Genomic DNA, 26,262 nt, shown 5'->3' with positions numbered 1-26,262 from the left:
GTCCGTGGTGGTCAGGCCCGCATGAAGCCGGTCTTGACCGTCGTGTAGAACTCCGCGGCGTGGCGCCCTTGTTCGCGCGGCCCGTAGCCCGACCCCTTGCGGCCGCCGAAGGGCACGTGGAAGTCCACCCCCGCGGTCGGCAGATTGACCATCGTCATGCCCACTTCGGCATGGCGCCTGAAATGCATCGCGTGCTTGAGCGAGTTGGTGCAGATGCCCGCGCTGAGGCCCGAGGGCGTGTCGTTGCACAGCGCCAGCGCCTCGTCGTAGTCGGCGGCTCGCAGCACGCAGGCCACGGGGCCGAAGATTTCCTCGCGCGCAATGCGGTGCTCGGGCCTGGCGAGAAAGAGCGCCGGGCTCATGTAATGGCCGGCCGTGGCGCGCTTGAGCGGCTCCCCGCCCCACACATGCTCGGCGCCCTCTTCTTTCGCAATCTCGACCCAGGCCAGGCTGCGCGCAAGCCGCTCTTCGTCGACCAGGGGCCCGATGTCCACGCCGCGCTCCAGCGCATGACCGATCTTCAGCGTCTTGAGCCGCTGGTGCAGCCGCGCGACGAAGATGTCGTGCACGGCGGCCTCGACGATGAGCCGGCTCGACGCCGTGCAGCGCTGTCCGTTCGAAAAGTAGGCGCCCTGCACCGCGCAGTCGACCGCGTGGTCGATGTCGGCATCGGCCAGCACCACGAGCGCGTTCTTGCCGCCCATCTCGAGCTGCACCTTGGCGCGCCGCGCGGCAGCCGCCTGGAGAATGCGCTCGCCGTTGCGCGCCGAGCCGGTGAAGCTCACCGCGTCGACCAGCGGGCTGTCGACCAGCGCCTGGCCCGCCTCGCGGCCGCTGCCCATCACCAGGTTGAAAACACCGGCCGGCAATGCGGCGCGGCTGATGATTTCGGCCAGCGTCCAGCCGCAAGCCGGCACCAGTTCGGCCGGCTTGAAGACCACGCTGTTGCCATGCGCGAGCGCAGGCGCAATCTTGGTGGCGGGCACCGCGAGCGGCGAGTTCCACGGCGTGATGAGCCCCGCCACGCCCACCGGCTCACGCGTGACGTCGACCTGCACGCCAGCCCGCAGCGAGGCCATGTTTTCGCCGCCGCCGCGCATGGCCTCGCCCGCGAAGAACTTGAAGGTCTGCCCGGCGCGCGTGGCTTCGGCCACGGCTTCCGGCAAGGTCTTGCCGACCTCGCGCGCCAGCAGCAAACCCAACTCGTCCCGGCGCGCCAAGAGCTCGGTGCCGATGCGGTCGAGCACGTCGGCCCTGCGTTGCGGGGTGCTGTGGCTCCAGTGCGGAAAGGCATCGGCGGCCGCGCGAATCGCGAACTCGACCTGGCGGCGATCGGCGCGCGCGTATTCGGCCACCACTTCGCTGGTGTCCGATGGATTGGCGCTCACACCCGTGGTCGCGCTGGTTTCCCAGCGGCCGTTGATGTACTGCCGCACGCTCTGATGAAGCTCGCCGTGGATCACCGCGCTTCTTGCCTCTCGTTTTCTTGAAGTGCCGCGAGTCTAGAAACAGAATTGATATCAATCCAATCATTTTTTCGACAAAATGCATATCAATCGCTGGATTCTGGAAAACCCGGCAGCCCAAAGTTTCAATAACAAATGACCAACTACAACCACTGGTTCATCCGCGCCCGCCTCAAGACACGGCAGCTGCTTTTGCTGGTGGCCCTGGCGGAGGAAGGCAACATCCACCGCGCGGCGCAGGTGCTCAACATGACCCAGCCCGCGGCCTCCAAGCTGCTGAAAGACCTGGAAGACGTGCTGGAGGTGCCGCTGTTCGACCGCCTGCCGCGCGGCATGCGCCCCACCTGGTACGGCGAAACCATGATCCGCCACGCCCGCGTGGCGCTGGCCAGCCTGAACCAGGCGCACGACGAGCTCACCGCGCTGAAGGCGGGCCGCTTCGGGCAGGTGGGCGTGGGCGCCATCACCGCGCCGGGCCTCACGCTGATGCCGCCCGCGGTGGCCATGGTGAAGCGCGAACAGCCCGACCTGCGCGTGTCGCTCGAGATCGAGACCAGCGCGGTGCTGATCGACCGCCTCGAGCAGGGCAAGCTCGACATCCTGGTGGCGCGGCTGTTCGCCGAGCACGACAAGTCGCAGCTGCGCTACGAGGCGCTGGCCGAGGAGCCGGTGTGCGCGCTGGTGCGCCCCGGCCATCCGCTGCTGGGCATGAGCAGCCTCACGCTGCGCGACGTGGTGGGTGCCGGCTGGATCGTGCCGCCCGCGGGCAGCGTGCTGCGCCACCGCTTCGAGCTGATGTTCCAGGAGGAAGGCCTTTCACCGCCGGGCAACATCATCGAGAGCTCGGCCCTGCTCTTCATCACGCGCATGCTGCAGCAAAGCGACATGGTCGCCGTGCTCGCGAGCGACGTGGCGCGCTACTACGCCGCGCACGGCATCGTGTCGCTGCTGCCGCTGGACATGCCCTGCCACATGGACGCCTTCGGCATCATCACGCGTACCGACCGGCTGCTCTCGCCCGCGGCCAAGGTGATGATGAGGGCGCTGAAAACCGCGAGCTTCAGCGTCTACGGCCGCAAGCTCGAGATGGACTGATCAGGTCCAGCCCGCGTCCACCGTGAACTCCTGCGCGGTGCACATCTTCGCGTCGTCCGACGCGAGGAACAGCACCATGCGCGCGATGTCCTCGGGCATGAGCTTGTCGGGCAGGCACTGGTTGCGCTTGAGCGCCTGTTCGCCCTCGTCGTCGAGCCAGAGCTGCACCTGCCGGTCGGTCATCACCCAGCCGGGCGACACGGTGTTGATGCGGATGCGGTCGCGGCCCAGGTCCACCGCCAGGCCGCGCGTGAGGCCGTTGACCGACGACTTGGCAATGGCATAGCAAGGGTAGCCCGAGCCCTTGGTCTGCCAGCCCGTCGATCCCAGGTTGACCACCGAGCCGAAGCCCAGCCGCCGCATGCCCGGCACCACCGATTGAATGGCAAACAGCGCGGGCCGCTCGTTGATGGCCATGCGGTTGTCGTAGTAGTCGGGCGTGACCGACTCCAGCGTGTGGCGGTCGTCGCTCGCCACGTTGTTGACCAGCACGGCAAAGTCGCCCAGCTCGGCGGCCGCGTCGGCAATGGCCTTCTGCATGGCGCCGATGTCGCGCACGTCGCAGGCGCGCCACCACGGCGCCGCATGGCCTTCATCGGCGATCCGTTGCGCCAGCGCCGCACTGGCGCCTTCGGCAATGTCGATGAACGCCACCCGCGCGCCCTGCGCGGCAAAGGCGGCAACAATGGCCGCGCCAATGCCGCTGCCCCCGCCCGTGACAAACACGGCGCGCCCCTTCAGGCTGGGGTGAATCGATAACTTCTGGGAATCCGTCAAGGTGTGTGTCTCCGGGCTTGGCGATGACATTGCAAAACCAATATCAGTTAATGCCATAAACTTTGATTTCTATTATCAATATGCCTTGATACGATCCGCCGCGTCAAGGACCCGAGACAACGAAGGTGCAAAAACAAATGACCCAGAACGGCAGCACATCCGCGCCCGCACCCCTCGGTGCGCCAACCATCCTCGGCCAGCCCGAATGCCTGTGGCGGGCGGAAGCCACGCTCGGCGAGGGCACGCTGTGGTCGCCGCGCGAACGGGCGCTCTACTGGATCGACATCCTCGGATGCCGCCTGTACCGCTACGACCCGCAAATCGGCGCGCGCCACAGCTGGCAGTTCGACGAAGAGATCACCGCACTGGCCGAGCGCGCGGGCGCGCCGGGGCTGCTCGTCACCATGCGCCGCGGCTTCGCCCTGTTCGACCCGGCACTCGATGTGCCGCCCCGCTACCTGCACCAGCCCGAGCTCGACCGGCCCGGCAACCGCTTCAACGACGGCAAGTGCGACAGCAAGGGCCGCTTCTGGGGCGGCACCATGGACTTCGACTGCGTGGCACCGACGGGTGCGCTCTACCGCTTCGATGCCGACAGCCGCTGCACGCGCCACGACGACGGATTTGCCGTCACCAACGGGCCCGCATGGTCGCTCGACGAACGCACGATGTATTTCAACGCCACCGTCGAAGGCTGCGTGTATGCGTATGACTTCGACCGCGAGGCCGGCACCGTGAGCAACAAGCGGGTGTGGCTGCGCTTTGCCGAGGGCGACGGCCTGCCCGACGGCATGACGACCGACGCGGCCGGCCGCCTGTGGATTGCGCGCTGGGGCGGGCACTGCGTGAGCTGCCATGACCCGGTGAGCGGCGCCGAGCTGTGCCGCATCGAACTGCCTGCCAGCAACGTCACCGACTGCGCCTTCGGCGACGAAGACATGTGCACGCTCTACATCACCACCGCGCGCAGCGGGCTCACGGCCAAGCAGGTCGAAGCGGAGCCGCTGGCCGGCGCGCTGTTTTCGGTTCGCATCGGAAGCCCCGGCCTGCCCGCCGCGGAGTTCGGCGCGGCTGCGGTCAACGGCTAGCTATTCAAGCAACGCCGAAGCGGTGCAGCGTGCTGCTGCTGAAGGTTTCTCCAGGCCGGAGCACCGTCGAAGGAAAGCCCGGCTGGTTCGGCGAGTCGGGGTAGTGCTGCGTTTCCAGGCACAGTCCGGCGCCTTGGTTGAAGCTTTCCCCGTCGCGCCCGCGAAGGCTGCCGTCGAGAAAGTTGCCCGAGTAGAACTGCACCGCCGGTTCCGTCGTCAGCACCTCCATCACGCGGCCTGAGGGCTCGTGCTCCAGGCGTGCGGCCAGTGCCAGGCCGGCCGGCTCGCGGTCGAGCACCCAGTTGTGGTCGTAGCCGCCGGCCACGCGCAACTGCTCATGCGGTTCGTCCATGCGCGCGCCGATCTGCGTGGGCACGCGAAAGTCGAACGGCGTTCCGTCCACGGGCGCCAGACCGAGCGGAATCAGGCCCGCATCCACGGGGGAGAAGCGGCTCGCGGGAATGGTCAGCCGATGGTCCCGCACCGCGCCGCCGCCCGCCAGGTTGAAGTAGTCGTGGTGGCTCAGGTTCAACACCGTGGCCCGGTCGGTCACCGCGCGGTAGTCGATGCGCCATGTGTTGTCGGTGGTGCCGAGCACGTAGCGCACGGTCACCTGCACCTCGCCCGGAAAGCCTTCTTCGCCGTCCGCACTGGTGTAGCGCAGCTCAATGGCCACTTCGCCCGCCGCGCTGTCCGCCGGCACCTCTTCGATGTGCCAGAAGCGCGTACCAAAGCCCTTGTGCCCGCCATGCAGCGAGTTGGCGCCGTTGTTCACCGCGACTTGATGCGCAACGCCGTCGAGCGTGAAGCGCCCGCCCGCAATGCGGTTGGCATAGCGGCCGACGATGGTGCCGAAGTGCGGATGCGGCTTCAGGTAGTCCTCGAGCGTGGGCAGGCCGAGCACGATGTTGCCGCTCTGCCCTTCGCGATCGGGCACGTGCAGCGCCGTGACGATGCCGCCAAGGTTGATGGCGCTGAGGCTGAGGCCCCGGCCGTTGTCGAGGGTGTATTCAGTCACGGTGCGCCCATCGGGCATGCGGCCGAACTCGCGCGAGGTGATGCTGCTGTTCATCGGCGGTATTTCCAGTAGGCGACAAGGCCCGAAAGATAGTGCTCCACGTCGTCGATGCGAACGCGGTAGCTGTGGTGCTTGATAAAGAACGAACCCGCCACGCGTTCGGGGTTCCGGAAAAACATGGCGAGCTCGGGCCAGAAGTAACCGTTGGCCAGGTAGCGCGCGCGATGCTCGAGCGCACGGTCGAACTTGTCGCGGTCGAGCCCTTCGAGCAGCGGGCGCAACGCGGGGTCGGCGTCGAGCCGCGCCACCATTTCGCGCGCGGCCATCATCAGCTCGAGCAGCGTGGGAAAGGTGGTGATGCGCTGCAGCACGAAGTCGAGGTAGTCGGCCACGTTCTGCAGGCCGAACCGGTAATAGCGCGTTTCGGGACGATAGCGCGTGAGCTCGTTGACGCAATAGCTCAGCCAATGGTCATGCGCGCGCCAGTGCTCCGCCGCAATGAAATGCTCAAAGGCTTTTTCGACCACGGCCAGCCACCGGTCATCGCGCGTGAGGCCATAGAGGCGCATCAGTCCGAAGGCGGCTTCGCCGTCGTAGTAGATGACGCGGAACTCATCTTTCACGTCGAGCCCCGGGTGGTTGAGCACATGCACGAAGCGCCCGCTCGCAGGGTCTTGCATGGCACGTATGCCAAGCGCGAGTTGCTCCATCAACGGCTGGTACTTCGCATCGCCGGTGAGTTCGGTGTACTTGACCAGCGCCAGCAGGCACACCGCATTGCCGCCGAGCTTGATTTCATTGCCCACGTCCAGCAGGTAGGCGGCGCGCGTGCCGTCGGGCAGTTCGACCTCGCGGATGAGCCGGTTCTTCAAAAAGGCCAGCGAGCGGTCGATGGCCGCCTTCTGGGTATCGCTGCGGGTCAGCTCCCAGGCCTCGAGCAGCGCGTAGGTAGAGCTCGCGTGCCGTAGGGTGTTGTAGGTGGGAATCGGCCGGTCGAAACACGGAAACCATCCGTAGTAGAACTCGCCCGAAGGCTTGACCTGCGCGGCGAGGTAGTCGCTCGCGGTTTCCACAAGGCGGCGCACCTGGCTTGCATTCCATTCAGGCAGCGTTCGATAGCCCGCGGCCTGGCCCTTGGCCGTAAGCGGCCATGCCCCCTCGGCGTCGACGTAGGCGCCGCGGGTCGTGAAGCACCACACCGGCGCGTCGTCGTCCGAGGGAAAGTCGATGTCTCTTGCGAAGCGCCTCTGCCCGTGCAGGCGCAGGTTGCCCGGATTGGGCTCCGCATGTTCCACGGTGCCGTTGTAGAAGATGGCGCTGCCGTTGATCTCGGGCGCGAGCAGCGCCACTTCGAACTTCGCGTCGAAGGACACGCCCCGGTTGAAGTAGTTGCGCTTGGTGCGTGACAGGCGCTCTTTCAATGCGCCCCAGGTCATGGCCTCGACCTCGTCGACGATTTCCACGCGCATGCGGCAGGGCTCCAGGCCGATGCGCCGGACGAGCGCAAGCGCGGCATCGCCCGCCTGCTGCCAGGCCTCTTCGGCGGTGGCACCGCGCCCGGCCGTGACGCGTGCGCGGCTCGCGCCGTCGCCCAGCGCAACGAACGCGACGCAGCCCGCCTCGGGCGTGGCGGCGGCACCCGGCAGCGTGCCGTCGGCCGCGGCCAAGACCTGCCTGGCGCGATTCAACAGGTCCATGGGGAGGGTCGTTTCCTGGTTCATGCAGGCGCGAATGATGACAGGCCGCGCGCCGAACCGGTCACCCTAGCCCAGGGCCCGGTAGAAGTAAGTGGTGTCGCAGGGCTCGCCGCCCGGCAGCCGTGCAAAGCCCGGAATCACGCCAACGCGCGTCCAGCCCTGGCGGGCATAAAGCCGCTCGGCCTCGGCGCTCGATGTGTCGAGCACCAGCAAGGTCTTTCCCGCTTCGCGGGCAAGCTGCTCGGCGGCCTGCATCAGCAGCGCACCAATGCCCTGCCGCCTGGCCCGCCGGTGCACGAGCATCTTCGACACCTCCGCGCGGTGCGGCTGGTTCTCGGGCTGGTCGAGCACGAGCTGCACGGTTCCGACGATGCCTTGCGCATCTTCGGCCACCAGCAGCGCGCGCTCGCCGCGTGCCACGCCTTCGCCAACGCGCTGCCAGAAGGCGAGTGCGCGATCGCGCGTGAGCGGCAGCATGAAGCTGACGGATGCACCGCCCTCCACGCAGTCGATAAGCACATCGGCAAGCTGCCAGATGTGCGCGTCGTTGACGCTGGTCAGGGCGCGAATGCTTGGCGCGAGTGTTGCCGTATCTGTCATCTCATCTCCACGATCATCTTGAAGCAAAGGGCAAGGTTGCGATCACGACGGCATAGCGCGCGATCTTGCGGGTGGGGTTGTAGTAGCTCATGGGCCGGTCGAGCACCATCGCCAGGCAGTCGCCTGCGTCGAGCCGGTGGTGTTCGTCGCCGAGCGTGACTTCGACGGTTCCTTCGAGCATCCACACCTGCTGGTGCACCTGCGGTTCCCGCGCAGCGGTCTCGTAGGCCACGCGCGCCTTGGGCGGAAACAGCACCTCGACAATGTGGATGGGCGATGCGGTGCCGGCGGGCGAAACGTTGCGGCGCACATAGCCGGAGTGCGGATCGCGCCACTGCGGCTGGTCGGCCAGGCGCGAGACCGGCCCGGCCTCGGGCTGGGGTGCCTCGAACAACGAGGCCAGCGGAACGCCGAGGCCGGTGGCAAGCTTCTCGAGCACCACCGCCGTCGGGCTGCTTTCGCCGCGTTCGATGAGCGAGATCATCGAGCGGCTCACGCCGCAGTGCACCGCCAGCGCGTCCAGCGAAAGGCCGCGCCCGGCGCGCAGGTCTCGCACGCGCTGCGCGATGCGTTCATTCAGGCTGGAGGGTTGGCTTTCCATCATGTCGGAGGAATATCCAACATGTTAGAAACAAAGTCAAGACGCGATGAGAGTTGCCTCAGCGGCCTTTGGGTTTGGACGAGGGCTCCCAGGAATCGGGCGTCGTCGCGACCAGCTCTTTCAGGTTCGACCACGGCTTGGCGCCCGGCACAACGGTTCCGCCGGCAATCGCCACCTTGGCAAACGCGACCATCCGCTCGCGCAGGTACTGCCTGTCGCTCTCCGGCCAGGTCTCGATCGAATGAGGTGCGCGGGCCACCACGATTTCGCGCGCGCCGCGAATGCGGTCGTAGGCCGCAACGGTTCCCTCCAGCGTTTCCGCGCGGTCCCACAAACCCTTGCCGAAGAAGGCGGCCGGCCACTGGTGCATGCCCGCGAGCGGCGCCGAGTTGGGATAGAACAGGATGTGATGGTCCGCCGCCATGGCGCCGAGAAACAGGTTGCGGTCGGCCAGGTCGGGCGACGACGGCAGGTACCCCGCACCGCTCGCAAAAGACGCCAGCAGAATCGCACCCTTGATGTTTGCGAGCCCCTTGGGCGGGGCGCATTCGGGCACCGGCAGGTCGTAGCTGCATGCACCTGAAAAGTTCTTGGCCATGGCCCAGGCCGTCGACATGGAGCCGCGCGAATAGCCGCCCAGCAGAATGGGAATGCGGGTCGACTTGATGCCACCCAACAGCTTGCCGGCGGCCTCATCCCCCGCAAGCATGCGCCCGTCCGGCGTGAGAAGCCGCAGGCCGTTGCCGGTGTCGAACTGCGCCAGCACGCGAAAGACGTCTTCGCCCTGCTCCAGCGTGTTCGTGTCGCTGAACCCGCCCGAGATACCTTCGCCGCGCCGGTCGTAGGCCAGCACGTCGAAACCCGCCCGGTTGAGCGCATCGAGGTTCTCGCGCCACCAGCGCTGCCCCATCGTTTCGGTGGTGGCGTTCGGAAAGCGGATGTCCACTGCCCTGCCGGTGGCCGGATCGATGCGGTAGGGTTTCTCGTCGGGATGCTGGATGGCCGTGAGCTGCCCGCCGCCGCCCGGTGCCATGACCACGAGCGCGCGCGTGGTGCCGCCCTTGCCGTTGTCGACGCCACGGCCTTCGATGTACCAGCCGCGCAGCTTGACCGGGTCGGTCATCTTCAGGTCGATGCGCTCGAAGGTGTCGCGCGGCACGGTGAACTCGACGATGTAGGTGCTGGCATCGGCACGCGCAATGGCCTCCGCATAAGGCGCCTTCGCAAAGAAGGCCGGGCGGCGGATCTGCCGCAGGTCCACCGCGCCATCCGGATCGATCTTTCCCGAGGGATCGACGGTGCCGGTCGAGCGGGTCGACCGCGCCTTGTTCGGCGGCAGCCAGCGCCGCAACTGCGCGTCGATGCGCGCAAAGCAGGCGGCGTCGGCCTTGCAGGCACGCCAGCGCTCCTTCAGGCGTGCGTCGGTGAACTCGTCGACGTAGTAGTCGCCTGCATACCCCGCGGGAGGCCGATGCGCGTTGACGCCGAGCGGCACGCAAACAGTATCGCCGCCGGGCTGCGGCAGCAGGTAGCCGGGCAGCTCGTGATTGCGGTCGGCGCCTACCCAGGCGCGGCAATCGGTGGGCGGCGGCTCCGGGCGTGCGTGCGTGGAAGCGGCGCCGCCGTGATAGCTGCAGCCGGCCATTGCCAGGGCCGTGAACGCCGCGCCTGCGGCCAGGCCCGTGCGACGACGCATGAACATGTTCTTGCCTCCTTCATCTGCGTGCGCAGCGCGAGCACACCGCTGCCGATCTTCACGCGCCGGGCGGCCGTTGCGCTACAGCAGCATGAATGCCGCGGCAGCCACCACCGTCGGCCCGAGCGCCCCCAGCAGCAAGCCGCCGGCGCCGATAGTTTCGTCCGAGAATCCGCGCTTGAGCAACGCCACGCCCGCCGGGTTGGGCGCATTGGCAATCACCGTCAAGCCGCCGCCGGCCACCGCGCCGGCGACCAGCATGTACTTGGATTCGTCCGAGATGTTCGCGATCAACGAGCCCAGGTAGGTGAGCGCCGCGTTGTCGGTAATGGCCGTGAGGCCCAGCGCGCCGAAGAACAGCGCCAGCGGCTCCAGGCTCGAAACCACCGGCTCCAGCCACCACTGCTGCATGCCGCCCAGCACCACCAGTCCGGCCAAAAAGAAACCGACGAGCAGCGCCTCCTTGATGATCAACGGGCTCTGGTGGCGTTCGTACGCTTGCGTGAACCCCAAGAACATCAGGAAGAGCCCGAGAAACGCCACCGGATGATGGGCGAACAGCACAATGCCGGCGAGCAACACCAGATGCACCAGGGCCACGGCAGGCGGCACAGGCGCTTCGGCCTCTGCAGCCGACGGCGCAGCGCCCAGGTGCTTGCGCAGCACAAAGGTGGCCACGGTTGCGTTGGCGAGCACCGCAACGGCGGCCTTCCACCCGAAGGTGGCGAACATGAACGCGCTGTCCCACTGCCATGTCGACGCGACCATCAGCACCGGCGGCGCGGCGTACGACGTGAGCGTGCCGCCAATCGATATGTTGACGAACAGCACCCCCAGCGCAAGGTACTTCACCGCTTCGGGCACTTGCGGCCGGAAGATCTGCGGCGCGAGCATCAGCGCCGCAATGGTCATGGCCGCCGGCTCGGTGACGAGCGAGCCCAGCAGCGGCACGGCCGCCAGCCCGAGCCAGGCCGATGCCATCGGCGTGGGCACCGGCACCACCCGCGCGATCAGGCTCACGCCCGACATCACCGTGCGCAGCACGGGCCGCGAGGCGGCCACCACCATCACCACGAAGACGAAGAGCGGCTCGGTGTAGTTGCGCGATTCCGCATAGCCGAGCGCCGGGCCGCCTCCGACCACCAGGGCCATGGCAATGACGAGCACGATGGCCCAGAAGCCGAAGACGACTTCCACCTCGCCCAGCAGGTGGAACAGGCCCGCATGGCGGGGAAAGCGGTGCGACAGCCGTTCGAACTGCTTGGCGGCAAAGGTATGGATGAGCGCGACGGCAAAGAGGCCTGCGGCGATGTACTGGATGGCGGGTTCTTGCATGAAGCTGGCGTGACTGATCCGCGCGGCGGCCCGACCTGCGCATGAACCTGCGACGCCATGGAAAGCAGCCTCGCACCCGATGCCAGTTTAACGGGCATGCGCCGCGGCCCGTCAATCGCGACAGATCAGGCTACGGCTGTTGCAAGCGCTGCAGCAGCTCCGCGCTCGGGTAGCCGTCCGCCGGCAGGCCGACGCTGCGCTGGTAGCGGCGCAGCCCCTCTCGCGTGGCGGGGCCCATCACACCGTCCGCGGCGCCGGCTGCAAAGCCGCGCTGGTTGAGCGCAGTTTGCAGCTCGACCATCTGGCTGCGCGAGAGCGCCGGCAGATCGCGCGGCCATGGCGCCTGCACACCCGGCCCACCGCCCAGGCGCTGTGCAAGAAGGCCGACCGCGAGCGCGTAGTTGGTCGAGTTGTTGTAGCGCAGAACGGCACGAAAGTTCGGCCCGATCAAGAAGGCCGGCCCGCGTGCACCCGCGGGCAGCAGCACCGTGGCCTCGGCAAACTCCGGCAGCGGTTGGTCGTCGATCGCGCGCAGCCCCTCGCCCGCCCATTGCGCGGACGACTGGCGCACCGACGTATCGGCGCGGCCGTAGTCAAAGCCCGGCGGCAGCCGCACTTCCACACCCCACGGCACGCCGGCCTGCCAGCCGGAGCGCGAAAGAAAGTTGGCGGTGGACGCCACCACATCGGGCATGCTGCCCCAGATGTCGCGCCGCCCGTCCCCGTCGGCATCCACCGCATAGGCCAGAAAGTTCGACGGCAGGAACTGCGTCTGACCCATGGCGCCGGCCCACGAGCCGATCATCCGGTCGCGCGCGATGTCGCCGCTGTCGAGAATCTTCAATGCCGCCAGCAACTCGCGTTTGGCCCAATCTTCGCGGCGCCCTTCAAAGCCGAGCGTGGCCAGTGCATCGATGACCGGGGTGCTGCCGTAGTTGCCGCCGTAGTTGCTTTCCATGCCCCAGATGGCGACGACCACCGCGGGCGGCACGCCGTAGCGCGCAGCGGCTGCTTCTGCTTCGGTGCGCACCTGCAGGAGCTTGTCCTGCCCCGTTGCCACGCGTTGCGGCGTGACGGCGTTGTCCAGATAGTCCCAGACGGTGCGCGTGAACTCGGGCTGGGCGCGGTCGAGCTCGATCACGCGCGGCAAATACTGGACCTGGTCGAACGCGCTGCGCAGCGTGGCGTCGCTGATGCCCTCCGCGCGCGCGGCGGCGCGGAAGTCAGCCACCCACTTTGCGAACCGCTGTTCGGCTGCCTGGTCTTCCGCACCCGCCGCTCCTGATGCCGAAGGTGCGGTCGCGGGCCGGGCACCGGTTGCCGATGCGGGCGGCTTCGCGGTAGCGGGCGGTGGAGCGGATGCGCAGCTGGCCAGCAAAGCGGCAACGGCCGCCGATGCGGCCAGGAGTGCGAACCTGTTGAAGCGCGGAATGGAAAGATTGCTTGCTTGATGCATTCATCGATTCTCACCGCTGGTTCGCACGGCCTGTTACCAGACGCTGCGCCGCCCGGCCCGCCCGCCGCGCAGGCACAGGGCGCACGAACTCGGGCTGGAAGCAGCGCTGGCTGCCATCGGCAAATTCGATGGTGACGGAAACCGCATCGGCACTTGCCACGGACCCGACGCCATAGCGCGGAACGCGCACCGAATCGCCTTTCGCAAAGGCAATGCGCGGCGAAGCGCCGGCTTCTTCTTCGGCCGTCGCTTGCGTCTGCGCATCTCGCGCGGCCTGCGCCCGCTCATGCCTGGCCAGTCGCACGCAGTTGTCGCACGCGCCGCAACGCTGCGCGAGCTCGTCGCTCCCCAATCCTGAAAGCAGCACCTGCCATCGGCACATGCCGGTGGTCGCATAGAAGGTCATGCGCTCGAGCGCCTCGCGCTCCTGCCCACGCTTTTCGCGATGGCCGCTCAGCAGCGCGTCGAGCTCGGCGTCTTCGAGCGGCTGCTTTCTTGCCCAGCGCAGCAGGCCCTCGCTGTTGCGCTTCAACAGGCGCTCTTGCCGCAGCAGGCTCAGCAACACGCGAAGCTTGCCGCGCGGAAGACGCGCACGCTGCTGGAGCTCCGCCGCCGTCCACCCCTCGGCCGCGGGAGGCGGGCTCGACAACGCCTGCTGCAGCGCCCGCAGTTCGGGCACCTCGGGCAACCAGCCGGCCAGGAAGAACTGCTGCACGGCCTTGTCGCGTCGCAGGTAGAGCAGCACGCAATCGGCGCGCCCGCCATCACGTCCCGCGCGGCCCGACTCCTGGTAGTAGGCATCCAGGCTCGAGGGCATCTGGTAGTGCAGCACAAAACGGATGTCGGGCTTGTCGATGCCCATGCCGAATGCATTGGTGGCCACCATCACGCGGAGCTTTCCGGCCATGAACGCGTCTTGTGCGGCATGCCGCTCGCCCGAGCGCTGCTTGCCGTGGTACAGGCCCACCGACTCGCCCGCATCCGCAAGACGGGCGGCAAGCGACTCGGCCGCCTTCACCGTGGCGGTGTAGACAATGCCGCTGCCTTCGAGGCCCGCAACCAGCGCCAGCGCACGCTGCAGCTTGTCTTCTTCTCGCATCATCGGCTCGACGGCGTAGTGCAGGTTGGGCCGGTAGGCACCGGTGTCGATCAGGCCCGCTCGCGGAATGCCGAGCTTCTCCATGATCTCTTCGGCCACCTCGTCATTGGCGGTGGCCGTGAGCGCCAGCACCACCGGTTTGCGCAGGGCGCGCACCGCCGCGCCTATCTCCAGGAACGCGGGCCGAAAGTCGTGCCCCCACTGCGAGATGCAATGCGCCTCGTCAACCACCAGCAAGGAAGTCGGCCGCTGCTGCAGCAGCTTCAGAAAAGCAGCGTCGGCCAATCGCTCCGGCGTGCTGAAGATCACGCGCGCGGAGCCGTCGGCAATGGCTGCTTCCGCGGCCTCGATCTCATCGGCGGCGCACAGGCTGTTCAGCTGCACAGCGCGCACGCCGTTGGCATTGAGCTTCTCGCACTGGTCTTTCATGAGCGCGATCAAGGGTGAGACCACCACCGTCTGACCTGACGCGAGAACCGCGGGCACCTGGTAGCAAAGCGATTTGCCCGCACCCGTGGGCATCACCGCGAGCGTCGATTCGCCCGCGACCACCCTGTCGATCACGCTGCGCTGCCCAGGGCGCAGGCGCTCGTGGCCGAACACTTCGTGAAGCACCCGGTCGACGGCGGTGGCGGCAGCGGGCTGGCCACGGCCGCTCCGGAGTCTGGAAGTTCGGTGCTGAAGAATGGGATGACTCGGCAAGCTGCGCTGATGCAGACTCAACCGCGCAGGCGGCGAGTCCGCCTGCGGCCCTTGAGCGCCATGGCAACGAGCGCCAGCGCCGCAACGCCGATGGCCACCTTGCGTGCAGCGCCCATCGGGTTGTGCCTGAGCTCGGCGCGGCCGCCCATCTCGGCATAGAGGTTCGGCACGTGCCCGCGCGAGATGTCTTCGATCAGGCCCTCGCCCATCTGCACCCGGTCGGCCAGCAGCAGCATGAGCCAGTGCCGGAGGTCGTTTTCCGAATGCCGGAACGCTACGCGGCGCAAGCGGCCGCTCAGGCCCGAAGGCGGCAAGGTGCTACCGAAGATGGGCGTGATGCCGGGGCGCTCGGTTGAATGAAGCACCTCCGCATGCGAGTGCTGCTGCTCCGGCGGCTCCACCGGATGGGGCAGCCGCGGCGGCGTGCGCTCCTTGGGGTAGGCCGGACGCATGGCGGGGTCGAGGTCGGCGCCCCAGCCGATGATGTGCGCATGGCTGGGCGACGGCGAACGGGTGTTCGAAGGATCTGGCGTGTTCATGGGGTGCGCTCCCGTCAATCAAAGGCTCGCGGCCGCGGTGGTGGTTTCGCGCACCATGCCCGGCGGCACCAGCACGGTCTTGATGCAGTTGTCGAGCTTGCTCGAGAAGATGTGATACGCGTCGGCCACGTCGCGCAGGTCGATGCGGTGCGAGATCACGCGGCGCGGCTCCAGCCGGCCGGCCTGTATGTGTTCGATAAGGCGCGGCAGATGCCGCTTCACGCTGGCCTGGTTCATGCGCAGCGTGAGCCCCTTGTTCACCGCGTTGCCGATGGGCACCGCGTTGAAGGTGGGCCCGTAGACGCCGACGATCGATACGGTTCCGCCCTTGCGAACCGAGTTGATGCACCAGTGCAGCACCGTGGCCGCACCGCCCTGCAACTTGAGCTTGACGCCCAGCAGTGTCTGGGCAAAGTTGCCTGCGGCCTCGCAGCCCACGCAGTCGACGCAAACATCGGCGCCAAGGCCATCGGTCATCTTCTTGATGTGGATCGCCATGTCGCCCACCTGCTTGAAGTCGATCACCTCGCATTGCGCATACGAGCGCACGAACTCCAGCCTGTAGTCGACATGGTCCACCACGATCACGCGGCCCGCGCCCAGCAGCCAGGCCGACTTGGCCGCGAAGATGCCGACCGGTCCTGCGCCGAAGATCACCACCGTGTCGCCCTCTCCAATGCCGCCCATCTCGGCGGCCTGGTAGCCGGTGGGCAGTGCGTCGGTCAGCAGCACGGCGTCGTCCAGGTCCATGTCGGCCGGGATCACGGTGGGCCCCACGTCCGCCATGGGCACGCGCACGTATTCGGCCTGCCCGCCGTCGTAGCCGCCCGCGGTGTGCGAGTAGCCGAAGATGCCGCCCACCGCCGTGGCCCCGGGGTTGGTCGAATGGCAGTTGCTGTAGAGCTCCTTCTGGCAGAAGTAGCAGCTGCCGCAGAAAATGTTGAAGGGCACCAGCACGTGGTCGCCCGGTTTCAAATGCTGCACCGCCGAACCCACCTCCTCGACCACGCCCGTGAACTCGTGCCCGAAGGTGGAGCCGATGCGCGTGTCGGGCACCAGGCCGTGGTACAGGTGCAGGTCGGACCCGCAAATGCATGAGCGCGTCACCCGCACGATGGCGTCGCCGGGGTGCTCGATCTCGGGCTCGGGCTTGTGCACCGCGCGAATCCGGTAGGGGCCGCGGTAGTTCATTGCCAGCATCGGTTGCTCCTTCTTGATTACGGGGCCAGCATCTGCGCGGGTGGAATGCGCCGCGCAAGCAGAGGCCCACAGGACTCGTCGGACAGCGCCCACATCGAGTCAAGTGCTCGAGGGCGCCAGCCAGTCGGGCCCGAGTTCGCGGTGAATGGCCGAAGCCGCAATGGCGGCGCCACCCGTGGCCACCGCAATCTGGTTGAGGCCGGTGGACACATCGCCTGCCGCATACAGGCCCGGCACGCTCGTCGCATGATGGGCATCGACCTGGACGTAGCCCGTGTCGTCGACCGATGCGCCAAGGGCCACTCCAATCTGCGAATGCACTGTCAAGCCGAGCGCGCAGTAGAGCGTGTCGCACAGCGTCCGGGTGCCCGCATGCATCAGCTCGACGCGTTCGCCGTTTCTTCGTATGGCGTCCACCGGCGCGTCGTTCCACCGAATGCCGGCCTCGGCCAGGCGGCTGCGTTCTTCCGCGGCAAGGCCCGGTCCACCCTGCGCCATGAACAGTGTGATGTCGGCACTGAAGTGCCGAAGGTAGATCGCTTCCGCCACGCCGGCCGGGCCGTTGGCATACACGCCGACGGCCTTGCCGACGACCTCGTAGGCATCGCACACCGGGCAATAGCGGAGCACGCCGGCCTCCAGCGCCGCGCGCACGTGCGGCATGGCGGGTGGAATGTCCGTCACGCCGGTGGCAAGCAGCATCCGCCTGCCCGCGATTGGCCCCTCCTGGGTTGCCAGGCGAAAGCCCTGCGGCGTGCGCTCTGCCCGCTCCACAAAGGTTTCGACGATGCGGACCGGATAGCTGCGCAGTTGCGCACGCAGCATGTCTCGCACCTGTGCACCCGGAATTCCTTCAACGAAGCCGGGATAGTTGTGCGAGCGCGGAATCTTCTCGATTCGGCTCTGGCCTGCATCGACCAACACCACCGAGCGCCGGAAGCGGGCCAGGTAGATGGCCGCCATGAGCCCGGCCGGACCACCGCCGACAACGACCGCATCGGCGATGGGTTCGAAACGGGCCTGCACGATGAAGCTCGCCTTGCCGTCTGGCTGCAGGCCTTGCGGTCAGACCTTGGGCTTGCCCAGTTCGGTTGCCAACTCATCAAGAATGGCGTCGTCCGACATGCCCAGCTCCGCACCCGTCGGCGGATTGCCGGTCGGGTCTGAAGCTGTGCGCGTGGCCATGGCTTCCACCGCGGCCTGGTCTTCGGCGGTGAGCTGCACGCTGGGTTCGCCGGAGCCGCCGTCTACCGCCATCTGCTCTTCGGGCTTGCTGACGAAGTCCCATTTTTCGCCCTGGTTCCAAGGTCCGCGCACCTCGCCGCCCTTCGACATGTCGAAGTAGACCTTGGTGAACTCAGGCATGCCCGGCAGCTTGCCCGGCGGAAAGTTGGGCTGGATTGCGTAGAGCGCCTTCTCGAAAGACTTCTGGTGTGCGATCTCGCGCGTCATCAGAAAGCCCAGCGCTTCCTTCACGCCCGGATCGTCCGTCAGGTTGATGAGCCGCTCATAGACGATCTTGGCGCGTGCCTCCGCCGCGATGTTGGAGCGCAAGTCAGCCGTGGGCTCGCCGATGGTGTCGATGTAGGCGGCGGTCCACGGCACGCCCGCCGAGTTGACCAGCGCAGGGCCACCGCCGTAGAGCACCTGCGTCACGTGGCTGTCGTTGCCCGCACCCGTGATGCTGCGGAAAGCCTCCGCCTCGGCATCCACCCCTTCGGCGAGGCGGCCCTTGGCGCCCTTGTTGAGCATGGCGACGATGGTGCCGATGACTTCCAGGTGGCTCAACTCTTCAGTGGCAATGTCGAACAGCATGTCCTTGCGGCCGGGGTCGTCCTCGCCGACGGCCTGCGTGAAATAGCGGCAGGCTGCGGCCAGCTCGCCCTGAGGGCCGCCGAACTGTTCGAGCATGAGGTTGGCAAGGCCGGGATTGGTCTCGCTGACGCGCACGGTGTATTGCAGTCGCTTGTTGTGAGAGAACATGCGTGGGGCTCCTTAAGGGGATTGAAAGAACGGAAAAGAACGAAAACCGTTTTCATGTTGCAGACTCCCATGCGCTTCGGACTCGGCATGCGCGCCACACTGCTGTAGGTTGAGTCCGGCTGCACTCTTGCGCAGGACGGCGCCTGCACCGCATGCACTTTCCGTCCGACCTGCCGCTGTGCCGGCTGCAGGAGGATGGCCGTTGCCGAAACAGCAGGAGCACAGTCATGAATCGGAAGCACACGCCCGCCACGCCGGCGGAATCCGCGCCCCTCACGCCGGGCAAGCTGCCGCTCGAGGCCGAGGTCCGCGCAAACGACCTCGAGCTGGATGAATCGACAACGCCTGAAGAGGCAAGAGACACGGCCGACGACGAGGCGCAGCCCGGCAAGGGCGAGAACGCGCCGGGTTTTCTGAAGCGCCGGAAGTCTTGACGCTTACCGCAGCGCAGCGGCGGCGCCGCCGGTGACCTGGTTCATCCAGCGCAACAGTTCATCGATGAACCGGCTTTGCGCCGCCTTGCTCGACAGCTCATGGTCCGCTCCTTCGAGAAGGCGGTAGTCGAAGGACCGCGCATTCCTGAACGCCGCCTTGTAGCTCTTCACTGCGGGGTGAGGCACCGTCTCGTCGTCTTCGGATTCGATCAGCAGAACGTCGCCCGAAAACGCTTCGCATGCGGCAAGCGCCGCGTTTTCTTCAGGGCTTCGAACGCTGCGGCGGTAGCGGTCGAGCTCGTCCTTGTCCAGTTCTTCCTTCGGAACGAACCAGTCCTCGTCGCGATACAGCGCGGGTGAGCGCAGCGCCATCCACTGGAGCGGCCTTTGGGCGCTCAGCAGCGCGCCAAGATAGCCGCCATAGCTGAAGCCGATGAAGGCCACCGCCCTTCCCTCGACCGCCTGCTGCGCCACCAGGCCGTCGTATGCCGCAACGAGTTCTTTCAGGTGCTGGTCGCGGCTCATTTCATTGCGCGCACCGTCCTGGCTCCGGTCCCCCGGAAAATCGACGCGGCGCGTGAGCCAGCCCTGCGCGTCGAGCGCGGCGCTGATGCGGTCGTACTGCTCGTGCCTGCTGTCGTCCCATCCGGGCACAAGAAGCACCGCAGGCTTCTGCGCGACGCGGTGCTGCAAGACGTCGGGCGTCAATGGTGGCAACGGACCCAGGTCTTTGCTCATGAGCGGGATCCCTCCGATTGCTCCGATTCATCCCAATAGGCGACAACTTTTTTCCTGGCTTCGTGCTCGTCGATCCACCGGATGCCGCGCGCCTTCAGGCTTTCGAACAGGTTGTTCCGGTTCTCGAAATGTCCCGTGGAAAGCAGCGAACAGCGGAGCTCGCCTTCCTTGCGTACTTCGGCCACGCCAGAACTTTGGCTACCGCTCGCCGTCTTTTCGGAGAAGAAGGCGATCTCCCATCCTTTGTGAAAGTACTGCCCTTGCGGAATGAGCTCCATCGCTGCCCCTGTGCTCTGCGGATCCAAATGCAGTGCAAAGTTCGCACTGCTTACTTTGTGTGAAAAATTTCACGGGATGTCACTCTACACGCGGTGGAATTGATGAGTTGGAGCCGATTCGAAGTGATTGGGAGGCCGCAGATGCAGGTAGCGTCCGACACGGGCCGCCTCGGGCGCGACTTATAGATTGGGCCAACCTCCCCGAGGTGGAGGTCCGGCCCTTGCCGGGCTGCAAGGAAAACGATGAAAACGCTCCGACCCTTTACGCGTGCCCTGATGCTTGTCTGCGCTGCTGCGCTTGCCGCCGGATGCGCGGCTCCGGAAGACCCTGCATCGAGGCCGGCCACAGTACGCGCGGGCGGCCTTCAAGACCCGCAGTTCATCACCGCGGCAACAGGCAACGGCCGCTACGAAGTCCAGGCGTCTCGCCTGGCCATGTACCGCGCCGCAAGCCCCCAGGTGCGAAGCTACGCGCAGATGCTCGTCGACCACCACACGCGGGCCAACAACGAACTCATGGACCTGGTGCGTGCCCGCGGCATGCGGCTGCCCGGCGTGCTCCCACGCGACAAGCGCGCGAAGCTGGACCGCCTGGCGTCGGCCTCCGGCGGCGAGTTCGACCGCATGTACATCCGCATCGTGGGCATCGAAGACCACCAGGCGGATATTGCGCTGTTCGAGCGCGCAAGCCGCGAGCTTCGAGACCCTGAACTGCGGGCCTGGGCGGGCAAGACCTTGCCTGCGCTGCGCTCGCATCTGGACGCGGCGCAATCGCTCGGTTCGGCAATGCGCTGATCGTTCAGGCCTCGGCAAGGAACGCGAGCAGCAACGCATTCACTTCTTCGGGTATTTCGTGGTGCAGCCAGTGCGTGGCGCCCGGGAGGTGAAGCACTTCGCATGTGCCGCAGAACGCCGCGCCCGCTTCGGCCAAGCCGCTCGATAGCGCCGGATCTTCGTCACCCCACAAGACCATTGCCGGAATTTCGATCTGCCGGCTCAGCGGCCGCGCCAGCGGCATTGCCCTGTACCAGTTGAGCATGGCGCTGAGCGCGCCGTCGCGCGACCACGCCTCGCGGTACTTGGCCAGCGCCGCCTCGTCGAAGGTTCCGGGCGGGCTTCGGCCGGTGAGCGCCAGCGCAAGCAGCGCATGGTCGTTTGCGCTCAGCGCCATCTCGGGCAGCCACGGCATCTGGAAGAAGCCGACGTAGGCGCTGCGCACGGCCTGCAGCGGATGCGTGAGCGCATAGCTTGCCAACGTGGCCGGATGCGGCGCGTTCAGGATCGCAAGGCGGCTCAGCCGCGCCGGCTCCCGTGCGGCGAGATGCCATGCAACGATGCCGCCCCAGTCATGCCCCACGACCGCAAAACGCTCGTGCCCCAGCTCACTGCACATGCCGCACACATCGTCGGCCAGCGTATCGAGCGCATAGGCGCCGATGCCGCCGGGCTTGTCGGATTCGCCATACCCGCGCTGGTCCGGCACGATCACGCGCAGCCCGGCAGCGGCAAGCGGCTCCATCTGGTGCCGCCAGCCGTACCAGAACTCCGGAAAGCCGTGCAGCAAGACCACTGCGGGTCCGTCCTCCGGCCCGCAGGTCGCCAGGTGAAAGCCGATGCCGTTCGCGGCAACGCGCTGATGGCGGATCAATTGCGTGGCACCCGTCACATCGACATGGTCGGGGCGTCGCTGCGTATGTGAGTACTCATGCGAAATGCTCCCGCGTTAAAGAAACAACCGAATTCACAGCGGAATGCTCTTCGGCGGACGCGTCCGCCGCGTAGGAAAAACGCCGGTGAGAGCGTCGGTGCCGCCAGCAGCTGCACGCCGCTGTGGCAACCATGCATCGCCGCCGCCTCACGAGCCGGTGGGCCCTCTTCCTACACATGCAACTGATCGAGGGAAGAGCATTTTCTCGAACGCCTGAAGGAGTCAGCAAATGCCACATGAAACCTATGCCGCATGCATTGAAGCCTGCAACGGCTGCGCCACGGCGTGCAACCACTGCGCGGCCTCTTGCCTGAAGGAAAGCGATGTCGCCATGATGGCCAGGTGCATCGCGCTGGACATCGACTGCGCGGCCGCCTGCCAGTTTGCCGCCGCCGCGATGGCGCGCGGCAGCGAACATGCCAAGTCCATCTGCGCCCTGTGCGCGGACATCTGCCAGGCCTGCGGCGAAGAATGCGCCAAGCACAAGGCCGGGCACTGCCAGGCATGCGCCAAGGCATGCCGGGAGTGCGCGGCAGCGTGCCGCTCAATGGCGGGTTGAACCGCCGTTCACTGCGCGGGCTCGATCGCGGTCACGACAAACTTGCCGTCGATCTTCGCGGCCTGGAAGCGCACCTTCTCGCCCGTCTTCACCTTGTCGAGCAAGGCGTCTTCCTTGACGCCGAAGACCATCGTCATGCCGGGCATGTCCAGGTCTGTCAGCGGGCCGTGCTTGATGGTGAGTTTCTTGTTGTCCTTGTCCACCTTGCGGACCTCGCCATCGACAAGTTCCGCGGCGGTTACGGCGCCGGCGAACGAGAGTGCGGCAACGAAGGCCGCGAATGCGATACGGATGTTCGACATCTGGATTTTCCTTTCCTTGTTTACTTGGCGGCCTTGGCCACCTTCACGGCGCCCTTCATGCCGGCGTCGTAGTGGCCCGGCTGCAGGCAGCCGAAATCGACCTTGCCCGCCTTGGTGAACTGCCAGACGATCTCGCCGGTCTTGCCCGCGGCCAGCGTCACCATGTTCGGATCGGCGTGCTCCATTTCGGGGTTCTTCTTCATGGCTTCGTAGTGCTCCTTGAGCTCCTGCTCGGTTCCGAGCACGAGCTCGTGCTTCAGCTGGCCGGAGTTCTTGACGACGAAGCGCACGGTCTCGCCCTGCTTCACGCTGATGTCGGCCGGCGTGAAGCGCATCGAGTCGGTCATGTCGACGTTGATGGTGCGCGTGGCCTTGGCGGCAACGCCAGGTTTGCCGATGGCGGCATCTGCATCGTGCCCATGGCCACCGGCGTGGCTGCCGGCGGCCGAGGCGCCTGTGGCCGCCAGGGCGGCGAAGGCGGAGAAAGCGGTGAACGCGATATGGCGAAGCGTGTGTTTCATGGTTTTCCTTTCAGTAAAAAAACAATCAATGGCCGGCATGGCCGGAACTGGCCTTGCCCGGCTTGCGGACCTGCACTTCAATGTTGTTGGCGGGCATGTTCTGCGCGGGCATGGCGGCCGCGCCGGCACCGCGCTGGCGCGCGGGCTCGGGCGGCGGGCCGTCCAGCTCGTAGGCCACCGTGCCCTTCGGATGCTTGAACCATCCGGGGTTGCTGTAGTCGCCGGGCTTCTGGTTCTTGCGCACCTTCACCACGCTGAACATGCCGCCCATCTCGACGGAGCCGAAGGGGCCCTGGCCCGTCATCATGGGCGCCGTGTTGTCGGGAATCGGCATCTCCATCTCGGCCATGTCGGCCATGCCGCGCTCACCCATCACCATGTAGTCGGGCACAAGGTTGGTGATCTGCTTGACCACGTCCTTGTGGTCCAGGCCGATCATCGTGGGCACGTCGTGGCCCATCGCGTTCATGGTGTGATGGCTCTTGTGGCAGTGAAAGGCCCAGTCGCCCTCCTCGTCGGCCAGGAACTCGATCTGCCGCATCTGGCCGACCGCCACGTCGGTGGTCACCTCGTACTGGCGCGTGCTCCTGGGGGTGGGGCCGCCGTCGGTGCCTGTGACGAGAAACTCGTGCCCGTGCAGGTGCATCGGGTGGTTGGTCATCGTCAGGTTGCCGATGCGGATGCGCACCTTGTCGTTCAGCCTCACGTTGAGCGAGTCGATGCCCGGAAAGATGCGGCTGTTCCAGGACCACAGGTTGAAGTCCAGCATCGTCATGATCTTGGGCGTCGCGCTGCCGGGCTCCACGTCGTAGGCGTTGAGCAGGAACACGAAGTCGCGGTCGACCTTCTCGATCAACGGATGCTCGGCCTTGGGGTGCGTCACCCAGAAGCCCATCATCCCCATGGCCATCTGCGTCATTTCGTCCGCATGCGGGTGGTACATGAAGGTGCCGGGCCGCCGCGCGACAAACTCGTAGACAAAGGTCTTGCCCGGACGGATGGGCGGCTGCGTCAGGCCGGAGACGCCGTCCATGCCGTTGGGCAGGCGCTGCCCGTGCCAATGCACGCTGGTGTGCTCGGGCAGCTTGTTGGTCACGAAGATGCGCACGCGGTCGCCTTCGACCACCTCGATGGTCGGGCCGGGCGACTGGCCGTTGTAGCCCCACAGGTTGGCCTTGAAGCCGGGCGCCATCTCGCGCACAACGGGCTCGGCCACCAGGTGGAACTCCTTCACGCCGTTGTTCATGCGCCATGGCAGGGTCCAGCCGTTGAGCGTGACCACGGGGTTGTAGGGCCGCCCGCTCGAAGGCGAGAGCGGCGGCATGGTGTCGGGCGTGGTGCGGATCACGGGCTCAGGCAAGGCGGCCATCGCCACCTTGCTCACGCTCGCCGCGGCCAGGGCACCGGTGATGGCGCCCGCGCCACCCAGAAAGTTGCGTCTGTTGGTCATGTCGTTCAATGGGTTGATGAGCGTGCGCGCTCAGTGGGCGGCACTTGCAGTGGCGGCCTCGCCGCCTGAACCGGCTGCGGGGGTGCCCATGGCGGTGGGCTTTCCGATCACCGAGGCCGCCAGGGCGGCGTCGGCGAGCCAGAACTGCTGCTGGGCGTTGATGGCGTTGGTGACGCTGGCAACCTGGTCGCGCGCTTCTGCCAGCAACTCGAACACGCCGATCAGCATGCCGTTGTAGCGAAGCACGTTTTCATCGGCCATCGCCTGGCGCAGCGGAACGATCTCGTCGCGGTAGTGGCGCGCAATGTCGTAGGCCGTGCGGTAGGCCGAGTAGCCTTCGCGCAGTTGCGAAGAAGCGCCGCGCGCCGTGGCGTCGTAGCGGTTGGCCGCGGCCAGCGACTGCGCATTCAACGCATCGCGCCGGGCCGATCCCCAGTCGAACAGCGGCAGCCGGATGTCGAGCTCGAAGCCGCGCCGCGTGCTCCTGGTGCCTTCGGCGTTGTCGAAGATCGTGTCGCGCCGCCCGCCCACCTCCACGTCGACGAAGGTCGACAGCAGGTTGATGCCCTGCGACTTGCCCGCCACGTCGAGCTGCGCACGCGCAAGCTGCACATCGAGACGCTGCTCGGCCGCCGTGCTGGCCACTTCCTTCGCGTCGCGCGGAGTCTTGGGCAGATCGGGCAAACGGTCCGGCAGCGCCAGCCTGGCGGCCTGCGCGTCGTCGAGGCCCAGCGCGCGAACCAGCTCCTCGCGCGCGGCCGTGGCGGCGTGCTGCGCCGAAGCCAGCTGCGTGGTCGCATCGGCATAGAAGACCTGCTGGCGCGCGCGCTGCAGTTTGCTGAAGTTGCCGATCTGCTGCATGCGGCGCGCAAGCTCCGCGCTGGCCTGGGCCGAGCGGTTCACCTGCTCGGCGTATTGCAGCGTTTGCTGCGCCGCCACGGCGCGAACCCAGGCCTGCCTGACCTGCGTGACCTGGTCGACCACGGCGCCGGTGAGCTGCACCTTGGCCTGGCTGGCCTGGCTCCGCGAGATGGACAGGCGCTGCGGCAGCAGGATGAGGTCCACCAGCCCGAACGACAGCAGCCGCCCGAGTTCGAGCTCGCTGTTCAGGCGCATGCGCTCGAAGGTGAACATCGGGTTGGGCAGCCGGCTCGACTGGTTGGCCGCGGCAATGTCGCCCCAGCTCTGCGCGACCAACGCTTGCACCGATGGGCTGTTGGCCAGCGCGAGCTGCACCGCGTCGGTCTGCGACAGCGGCTTGGAGAGCAACTCTTGCGACATCGCCGAGCGGCGGTCCCGCTGCTCCTGCGTGCGGCTGAGTTCGAGCTTGCCGCCGGTGAACTGCCGGGCGCTGGTGTTCGTGTCCTGCAGTGCGTCGTCGATGCCGACCGAGGCGCAGCCTGCCAGCAGGGCGGCCGCGAATGCAGCGGCGCCCAGGCGAAGAGCGCGCTTCATGGCTGCTGCTCCTTCTTGGGGGGCATGGGCATCGTGTGGCCCTGGTGCGCGGCAGGCGCATTTGGCTGGCCCTTGGACGGTTCGGCCCCGGCGGTGCCGCTGCCCGCCGCTTCCTTGGCATAGGCCTGCCAACCGCCGCGCTGGCGGACGGTCTCGTTGGCCTCCTTCCACGGAATAGGCTTTTCGTCAGTGAAAGGTCGGTAGCCCTCGAGCGCGGACTTGTAGCTCAGGGCGGCGGCGGGCACGGCCGCCGGCGCTTCGCCTAGCGCGGGCTGCGCCATGGCGGCCAGCACCGCCATGGCGGGAAATACGGCCAGCCAACGGGCCGGCAAAGGATGGAACATGGAGTCCTCGCAACGTGTTCATGAACGGAGTGCGCCAAAGCGGCCCGAAGAAGGGCGCGGCGCAGCGATGCATGAGCGTTCGCGGAAGCGGCGGCCCGTGACTAGGTCACAGGCGCGCGCA

General features: G+C 66.9%; 27 protein-coding genes. 5 read left to right on the top strand and 22 right to left on the bottom strand.

Annotated features, from left to right (window positions below; translation table 11 throughout):
- Positions 1 to 11: 11 nt before the first annotated feature.
- Positions 12 to 1,463 (bottom strand): aldehyde dehydrogenase family protein, encoded by a 1,452-nt coding sequence (locus V9L21_RS20345; protein ID WP_337314733.1) that lies wholly within the window; start codon positions 1,461 to 1,463, stop codon positions 12 to 14.
- Positions 1,464 to 1,601: 138 nt separating this feature from the next.
- Here V9L21_RS20345 and V9L21_RS20340 point away from each other — a divergent pair, with 138 nt between their 5' ends.
- Positions 1,602 to 2,561, top strand: a complete 960-nt coding sequence (locus V9L21_RS20340; RefSeq protein ID WP_337314732.1) for a LysR family transcriptional regulator — start codon at positions 1,602 to 1,604, stop codon at positions 2,559 to 2,561.
- Here the strand turns inward: V9L21_RS20340 and V9L21_RS20335 are convergent, their stop codons facing one another.
- On the bottom strand, positions 2,562 to 3,368 hold the full coding sequence (locus tag V9L21_RS20335; protein WP_337314731.1) for an SDR family NAD(P)-dependent oxidoreductase: 807 nt from the start codon (positions 3,366 to 3,368) through the stop codon (positions 2,562 to 2,564). It lies immediately after the preceding gene.
- Between the two features lie 107 nt (positions 3,369 to 3,475).
- On the opposite strand from V9L21_RS20335, the gene V9L21_RS20330 reads away from it, so the two are divergent.
- On the top strand, positions 3,476 to 4,426 hold the full coding sequence (locus tag V9L21_RS20330) for an SMP-30/gluconolactonase/LRE family protein (RefSeq protein WP_337314730.1): 951 nt from the start codon (positions 3,476 to 3,478) through the stop codon (positions 4,424 to 4,426).
- 4 nt (positions 4,427 to 4,430) lie between these two features.
- Here V9L21_RS20330 and V9L21_RS20325 read toward each other — a convergent pair whose 3' ends face one another.
- From V9L21_RS20325 to V9L21_RS20270, 12 genes are all read right to left on the bottom strand, one after another.
- The gene (locus tag V9L21_RS20325; protein ID WP_337314729.1) at positions 4,431 to 5,498 is read right to left on the bottom strand and encodes an aldose epimerase family protein; all 1,068 of its coding nucleotides are present in this window, start codon (positions 5,496 to 5,498) and stop codon (positions 4,431 to 4,433) included.
- Complete coding sequence (locus V9L21_RS20320; RefSeq protein WP_337314728.1) at positions 5,495 to 7,141, bottom strand: Mur ligase; 1,647 nt, start codon at positions 7,139 to 7,141, stop codon at positions 5,495 to 5,497. Before V9L21_RS20320 ends, V9L21_RS20325 begins: the two co-directional genes overlap by 4 nt.
- 66 nt (positions 7,142 to 7,207) lie before the next feature.
- Positions 7,208 to 7,741, bottom strand: coding sequence for a GNAT family N-acetyltransferase (locus V9L21_RS20315; RefSeq protein ID WP_337314727.1), 534 nt, complete (start codon positions 7,739 to 7,741; stop codon positions 7,208 to 7,210).
- A gap of 13 nt (positions 7,742 to 7,754) precedes the next feature.
- Positions 7,755 to 8,342 carry a helix-turn-helix domain-containing protein gene (locus tag V9L21_RS20310; RefSeq protein WP_337314752.1) on the bottom strand — a complete coding sequence of 196 codons (588 nt, stop codon included), beginning with the start codon at positions 8,340 to 8,342 and terminating at the stop codon, positions 7,755 to 7,757.
- 58 nt (positions 8,343 to 8,400) lie between these two features.
- On the bottom strand, positions 8,401 to 10,044 hold the full coding sequence (locus V9L21_RS20305) for an alpha/beta fold hydrolase (RefSeq protein ID WP_443305271.1): 1,644 nt from the start codon (positions 10,042 to 10,044) through the stop codon (positions 8,401 to 8,403).
- 75 nt (positions 10,045 to 10,119) lie between these two features.
- Positions 10,120 to 11,373, bottom strand: a complete 1,254-nt coding sequence (locus V9L21_RS20300; RefSeq protein WP_337314726.1) for a putative Na+/H+ antiporter — start codon at positions 11,371 to 11,373, stop codon at positions 10,120 to 10,122.
- 130 nt (positions 11,374 to 11,503) lie between these two features.
- Positions 11,504 to 12,829 (bottom strand): lytic murein transglycosylase, encoded by a 1,326-nt coding sequence (locus V9L21_RS20295; protein ID WP_337314725.1) that lies wholly within the window; start codon positions 12,827 to 12,829, stop codon positions 11,504 to 11,506.
- Positions 12,830 to 12,839: 10 nt separating this feature from the next.
- Positions 12,840 to 14,543 carry a RecQ family ATP-dependent DNA helicase gene (locus tag V9L21_RS20290; RefSeq protein WP_337314724.1) on the bottom strand — a complete coding sequence of 568 codons (1,704 nt, stop codon included), beginning with the start codon at positions 14,541 to 14,543 and terminating at the stop codon, positions 12,840 to 12,842.
- Positions 14,544 to 14,647: 104 nt separating this feature from the next.
- Positions 14,648 to 15,169 (bottom strand): hypothetical protein, encoded by a 522-nt coding sequence (locus V9L21_RS20285; protein ID WP_337314723.1) that lies wholly within the window; start codon positions 15,167 to 15,169, stop codon positions 14,648 to 14,650.
- A gap of 18 nt (positions 15,170 to 15,187) precedes the next feature.
- Positions 15,188 to 16,369, bottom strand: coding sequence for a zinc-dependent alcohol dehydrogenase (locus V9L21_RS20280; RefSeq protein WP_337314722.1), 1,182 nt, complete (start codon positions 16,367 to 16,369; stop codon positions 15,188 to 15,190).
- A gap of 99 nt (positions 16,370 to 16,468) precedes the next feature.
- Complete coding sequence (locus tag V9L21_RS20275) at positions 16,469 to 17,395, bottom strand: NAD(P)/FAD-dependent oxidoreductase (protein ID WP_337314721.1); 927 nt, start codon at positions 17,393 to 17,395, stop codon at positions 16,469 to 16,471.
- A gap of 39 nt (positions 17,396 to 17,434) precedes the next feature.
- Entirely contained in the window at positions 17,435 to 18,352 is a 918-nt protein-coding gene (locus V9L21_RS20270) for a manganese catalase family protein (RefSeq protein WP_337314720.1), read from the bottom strand.
- Between the two features lie 227 nt (positions 18,353 to 18,579).
- On the opposite strand from V9L21_RS20270, the gene V9L21_RS20265 reads away from it, so the two are divergent.
- Complete coding sequence (locus tag V9L21_RS20265; protein WP_337314719.1) at positions 18,580 to 18,786, top strand: hypothetical protein; 207 nt, start codon at positions 18,580 to 18,582, stop codon at positions 18,784 to 18,786.
- 3 nt (positions 18,787 to 18,789) lie between these two features.
- Here V9L21_RS20265 and V9L21_RS20260 read toward each other — a convergent pair whose 3' ends face one another.
- Complete coding sequence (locus tag V9L21_RS20260) at positions 18,790 to 19,524, bottom strand: alpha/beta hydrolase family protein (RefSeq protein WP_337314718.1); 735 nt, start codon at positions 19,522 to 19,524, stop codon at positions 18,790 to 18,792.
- Positions 19,521 to 19,802 (bottom strand): hypothetical protein, encoded by a 282-nt coding sequence (locus tag V9L21_RS20255; protein ID WP_337314717.1) that lies wholly within the window; start codon positions 19,800 to 19,802, stop codon positions 19,521 to 19,523. The genes V9L21_RS20260 and V9L21_RS20255 overlap by 4 nt, the downstream gene beginning before the upstream one ends.
- A 243-nt stretch (positions 19,803 to 20,045) precedes the next feature.
- Here V9L21_RS20255 and V9L21_RS20250 point away from each other — a divergent pair, with 243 nt between their 5' ends.
- The gene (locus tag V9L21_RS20250; protein WP_337314716.1) at positions 20,046 to 20,597 is read left to right on the top strand and encodes a DUF4142 domain-containing protein; all 552 of its coding nucleotides are present in this window, start codon (positions 20,046 to 20,048) and stop codon (positions 20,595 to 20,597) included.
- A 4-nt stretch (positions 20,598 to 20,601) separates the two neighbouring features.
- Here V9L21_RS20250 and V9L21_RS20245 read toward each other — a convergent pair whose 3' ends face one another.
- A complete protein-coding gene (locus V9L21_RS20245) occupies positions 20,602 to 21,468 on the bottom strand; it encodes an alpha/beta fold hydrolase (RefSeq protein ID WP_337314715.1) in 867 nt (288 codons plus the stop codon).
- Between the two features lie 271 nt (positions 21,469 to 21,739).
- Between V9L21_RS20245 and V9L21_RS20240 the strand changes: the two genes are divergently transcribed.
- Positions 21,740 to 22,069, top strand: coding sequence for a four-helix bundle copper-binding protein (locus V9L21_RS20240; RefSeq protein ID WP_337314714.1), 330 nt, complete (start codon positions 21,740 to 21,742; stop codon positions 22,067 to 22,069).
- Positions 22,070 to 22,077: 8 nt separating this feature from the next.
- Here V9L21_RS20240 and V9L21_RS20235 read toward each other — a convergent pair whose 3' ends face one another.
- From V9L21_RS20235 to V9L21_RS20215, 5 genes are read right to left on the bottom strand one after another with little or no spacing between them, the layout of a single operon-like run.
- Positions 22,078 to 22,371 (bottom strand): copper-binding protein, encoded by a 294-nt coding sequence (locus V9L21_RS20235; RefSeq protein ID WP_337314713.1) that lies wholly within the window; start codon positions 22,369 to 22,371, stop codon positions 22,078 to 22,080.
- Positions 22,372 to 22,391: 20 nt separating this feature from the next.
- Complete coding sequence (locus tag V9L21_RS20230; protein WP_337314712.1) at positions 22,392 to 22,892, bottom strand: cupredoxin domain-containing protein; 501 nt, start codon at positions 22,890 to 22,892, stop codon at positions 22,392 to 22,394.
- Positions 22,893 to 22,917: 25 nt separating this feature from the next.
- Positions 22,918 to 24,342, bottom strand: coding sequence for a multicopper oxidase domain-containing protein (locus V9L21_RS20225; protein WP_337314711.1), 1,425 nt, complete (start codon positions 24,340 to 24,342; stop codon positions 22,918 to 22,920).
- A gap of 30 nt (positions 24,343 to 24,372) precedes the next feature.
- A complete protein-coding gene (locus V9L21_RS20220; RefSeq protein WP_337314710.1) occupies positions 24,373 to 25,797 on the bottom strand; it encodes a TolC family protein in 1,425 nt (474 codons plus the stop codon).
- Positions 25,794 to 26,141: a hypothetical protein gene (locus V9L21_RS20215; protein ID WP_337314709.1), complete on the bottom strand. Its 348-nt coding sequence runs from the start codon at positions 26,139 to 26,141 to the stop codon at positions 25,794 to 25,796. Before V9L21_RS20215 ends, V9L21_RS20220 begins: the two co-directional genes overlap by 4 nt.
- Between the last annotated feature and the right edge of the window lie 121 nt (positions 26,142 to 26,262).

This window comes from Variovorax sp. CCNWLW235 (assembly GCF_037204085.1).
Taxonomy (GTDB): Bacteria; Pseudomonadota; Gammaproteobacteria; order Burkholderiales; family Burkholderiaceae_C; genus Variovorax.
Note: the sequence above shows the minus strand (reverse complement) of the source record. Positions and strands in the feature narration are given on the sequence as shown.

What these genes read in the sequence shown, in the direction of transcription:
- V9L21_RS20220 (WP_337314710.1), bottom strand. Translation starts at nt 25,797, where the DNA reads ATGAAGCGCGCTCTTCGCCTGGGCGCCGCTGCATTCGCGGCCGCCCTG.
- V9L21_RS20265 (WP_337314719.1), top strand. Translation starts at nt 18,580, where the DNA reads ATGAATCGGAAGCACACGCCCGCCACGCCGGCGGAATCCGCGCCCCTC.
- V9L21_RS20295 (WP_337314725.1), bottom strand. Translation starts at nt 12,829, where the DNA reads ATGCATCAAGCAAGCAATCTTTCCATTCCGCGCTTCAACAGGTTCGCA.
- V9L21_RS20215 (WP_337314709.1), bottom strand. Translation starts at nt 26,141, where the DNA reads ATGTTCCATCCTTTGCCGGCCCGTTGGCTGGCCGTATTTCCCGCCATG.
- V9L21_RS20340 (WP_337314732.1), top strand. Translation starts at nt 1,602, where the DNA reads ATGACCAACTACAACCACTGGTTCATCCGCGCCCGCCTCAAGACACGG.
- V9L21_RS20300 (WP_337314726.1), bottom strand. Translation starts at nt 11,373, where the DNA reads ATGCAAGAACCCGCCATCCAGTACATCGCCGCAGGCCTCTTTGCCGTC.
- V9L21_RS20320 (WP_337314728.1), bottom strand. Translation starts at nt 7,141, where the DNA reads ATGGACCTGTTGAATCGCGCCAGGCAGGTCTTGGCCGCGGCCGACGGC.
- V9L21_RS20280 (WP_337314722.1), bottom strand. Translation starts at nt 16,369, where the DNA reads ATGCTGGCAATGAACTACCGCGGCCCCTACCGGATTCGCGCGGTGCAC.
- V9L21_RS20235 (WP_337314713.1), bottom strand. Translation starts at nt 22,371, where the DNA reads ATGTCGAACATCCGTATCGCATTCGCGGCCTTCGTTGCCGCACTCTCG.
- V9L21_RS20255 (WP_337314717.1), bottom strand. Translation starts at nt 19,802, where the DNA reads ATGGAGCTCATTCCGCAAGGGCAGTACTTTCACAAAGGATGGGAGATC.
- V9L21_RS20230 (WP_337314712.1), bottom strand. Translation starts at nt 22,892, where the DNA reads ATGAAACACACGCTTCGCCATATCGCGTTCACCGCTTTCTCCGCCTTC.
- V9L21_RS20330 (WP_337314730.1), top strand. Translation starts at nt 3,476, where the DNA reads ATGACCCAGAACGGCAGCACATCCGCGCCCGCACCCCTCGGTGCGCCA.
- V9L21_RS20305 (WP_443305271.1), bottom strand. Translation starts at nt 10,044, where the DNA reads ATGTTCATGCGTCGTCGCACGGGCCTGGCCGCAGGCGCGGCGTTCACG.
- V9L21_RS20310 (WP_337314752.1), bottom strand. Translation starts at nt 8,342, where the DNA reads ATGGAAAGCCAACCCTCCAGCCTGAATGAACGCATCGCGCAGCGCGTG.
- V9L21_RS20260 (WP_337314718.1), bottom strand. Translation starts at nt 19,524, where the DNA reads ATGAGCAAAGACCTGGGTCCGTTGCCACCATTGACGCCCGACGTCTTG.
- V9L21_RS20285 (WP_337314723.1), bottom strand. Translation starts at nt 15,169, where the DNA reads ATGAACACGCCAGATCCTTCGAACACCCGTTCGCCGTCGCCCAGCCAT.
- V9L21_RS20240 (WP_337314714.1), top strand. Translation starts at nt 21,740, where the DNA reads ATGCCACATGAAACCTATGCCGCATGCATTGAAGCCTGCAACGGCTGC.
- V9L21_RS20335 (WP_337314731.1), bottom strand. Translation starts at nt 3,368, where the DNA reads ATGTCATCGCCAAGCCCGGAGACACACACCTTGACGGATTCCCAGAAG.
- V9L21_RS20225 (WP_337314711.1), bottom strand. Translation starts at nt 24,342, where the DNA reads ATGACCAACAGACGCAACTTTCTGGGTGGCGCGGGCGCCATCACCGGT.
- V9L21_RS20315 (WP_337314727.1), bottom strand. Translation starts at nt 7,741, where the DNA reads ATGACAGATACGGCAACACTCGCGCCAAGCATTCGCGCCCTGACCAGC.
- V9L21_RS20250 (WP_337314716.1), top strand. Translation starts at nt 20,046, where the DNA reads ATGAAAACGCTCCGACCCTTTACGCGTGCCCTGATGCTTGTCTGCGCT.
- V9L21_RS20325 (WP_337314729.1), bottom strand. Translation starts at nt 5,498, where the DNA reads ATGAACAGCAGCATCACCTCGCGCGAGTTCGGCCGCATGCCCGATGGG.
- V9L21_RS20270 (WP_337314720.1), bottom strand. Translation starts at nt 18,352, where the DNA reads ATGTTCTCTCACAACAAGCGACTGCAATACACCGTGCGCGTCAGCGAG.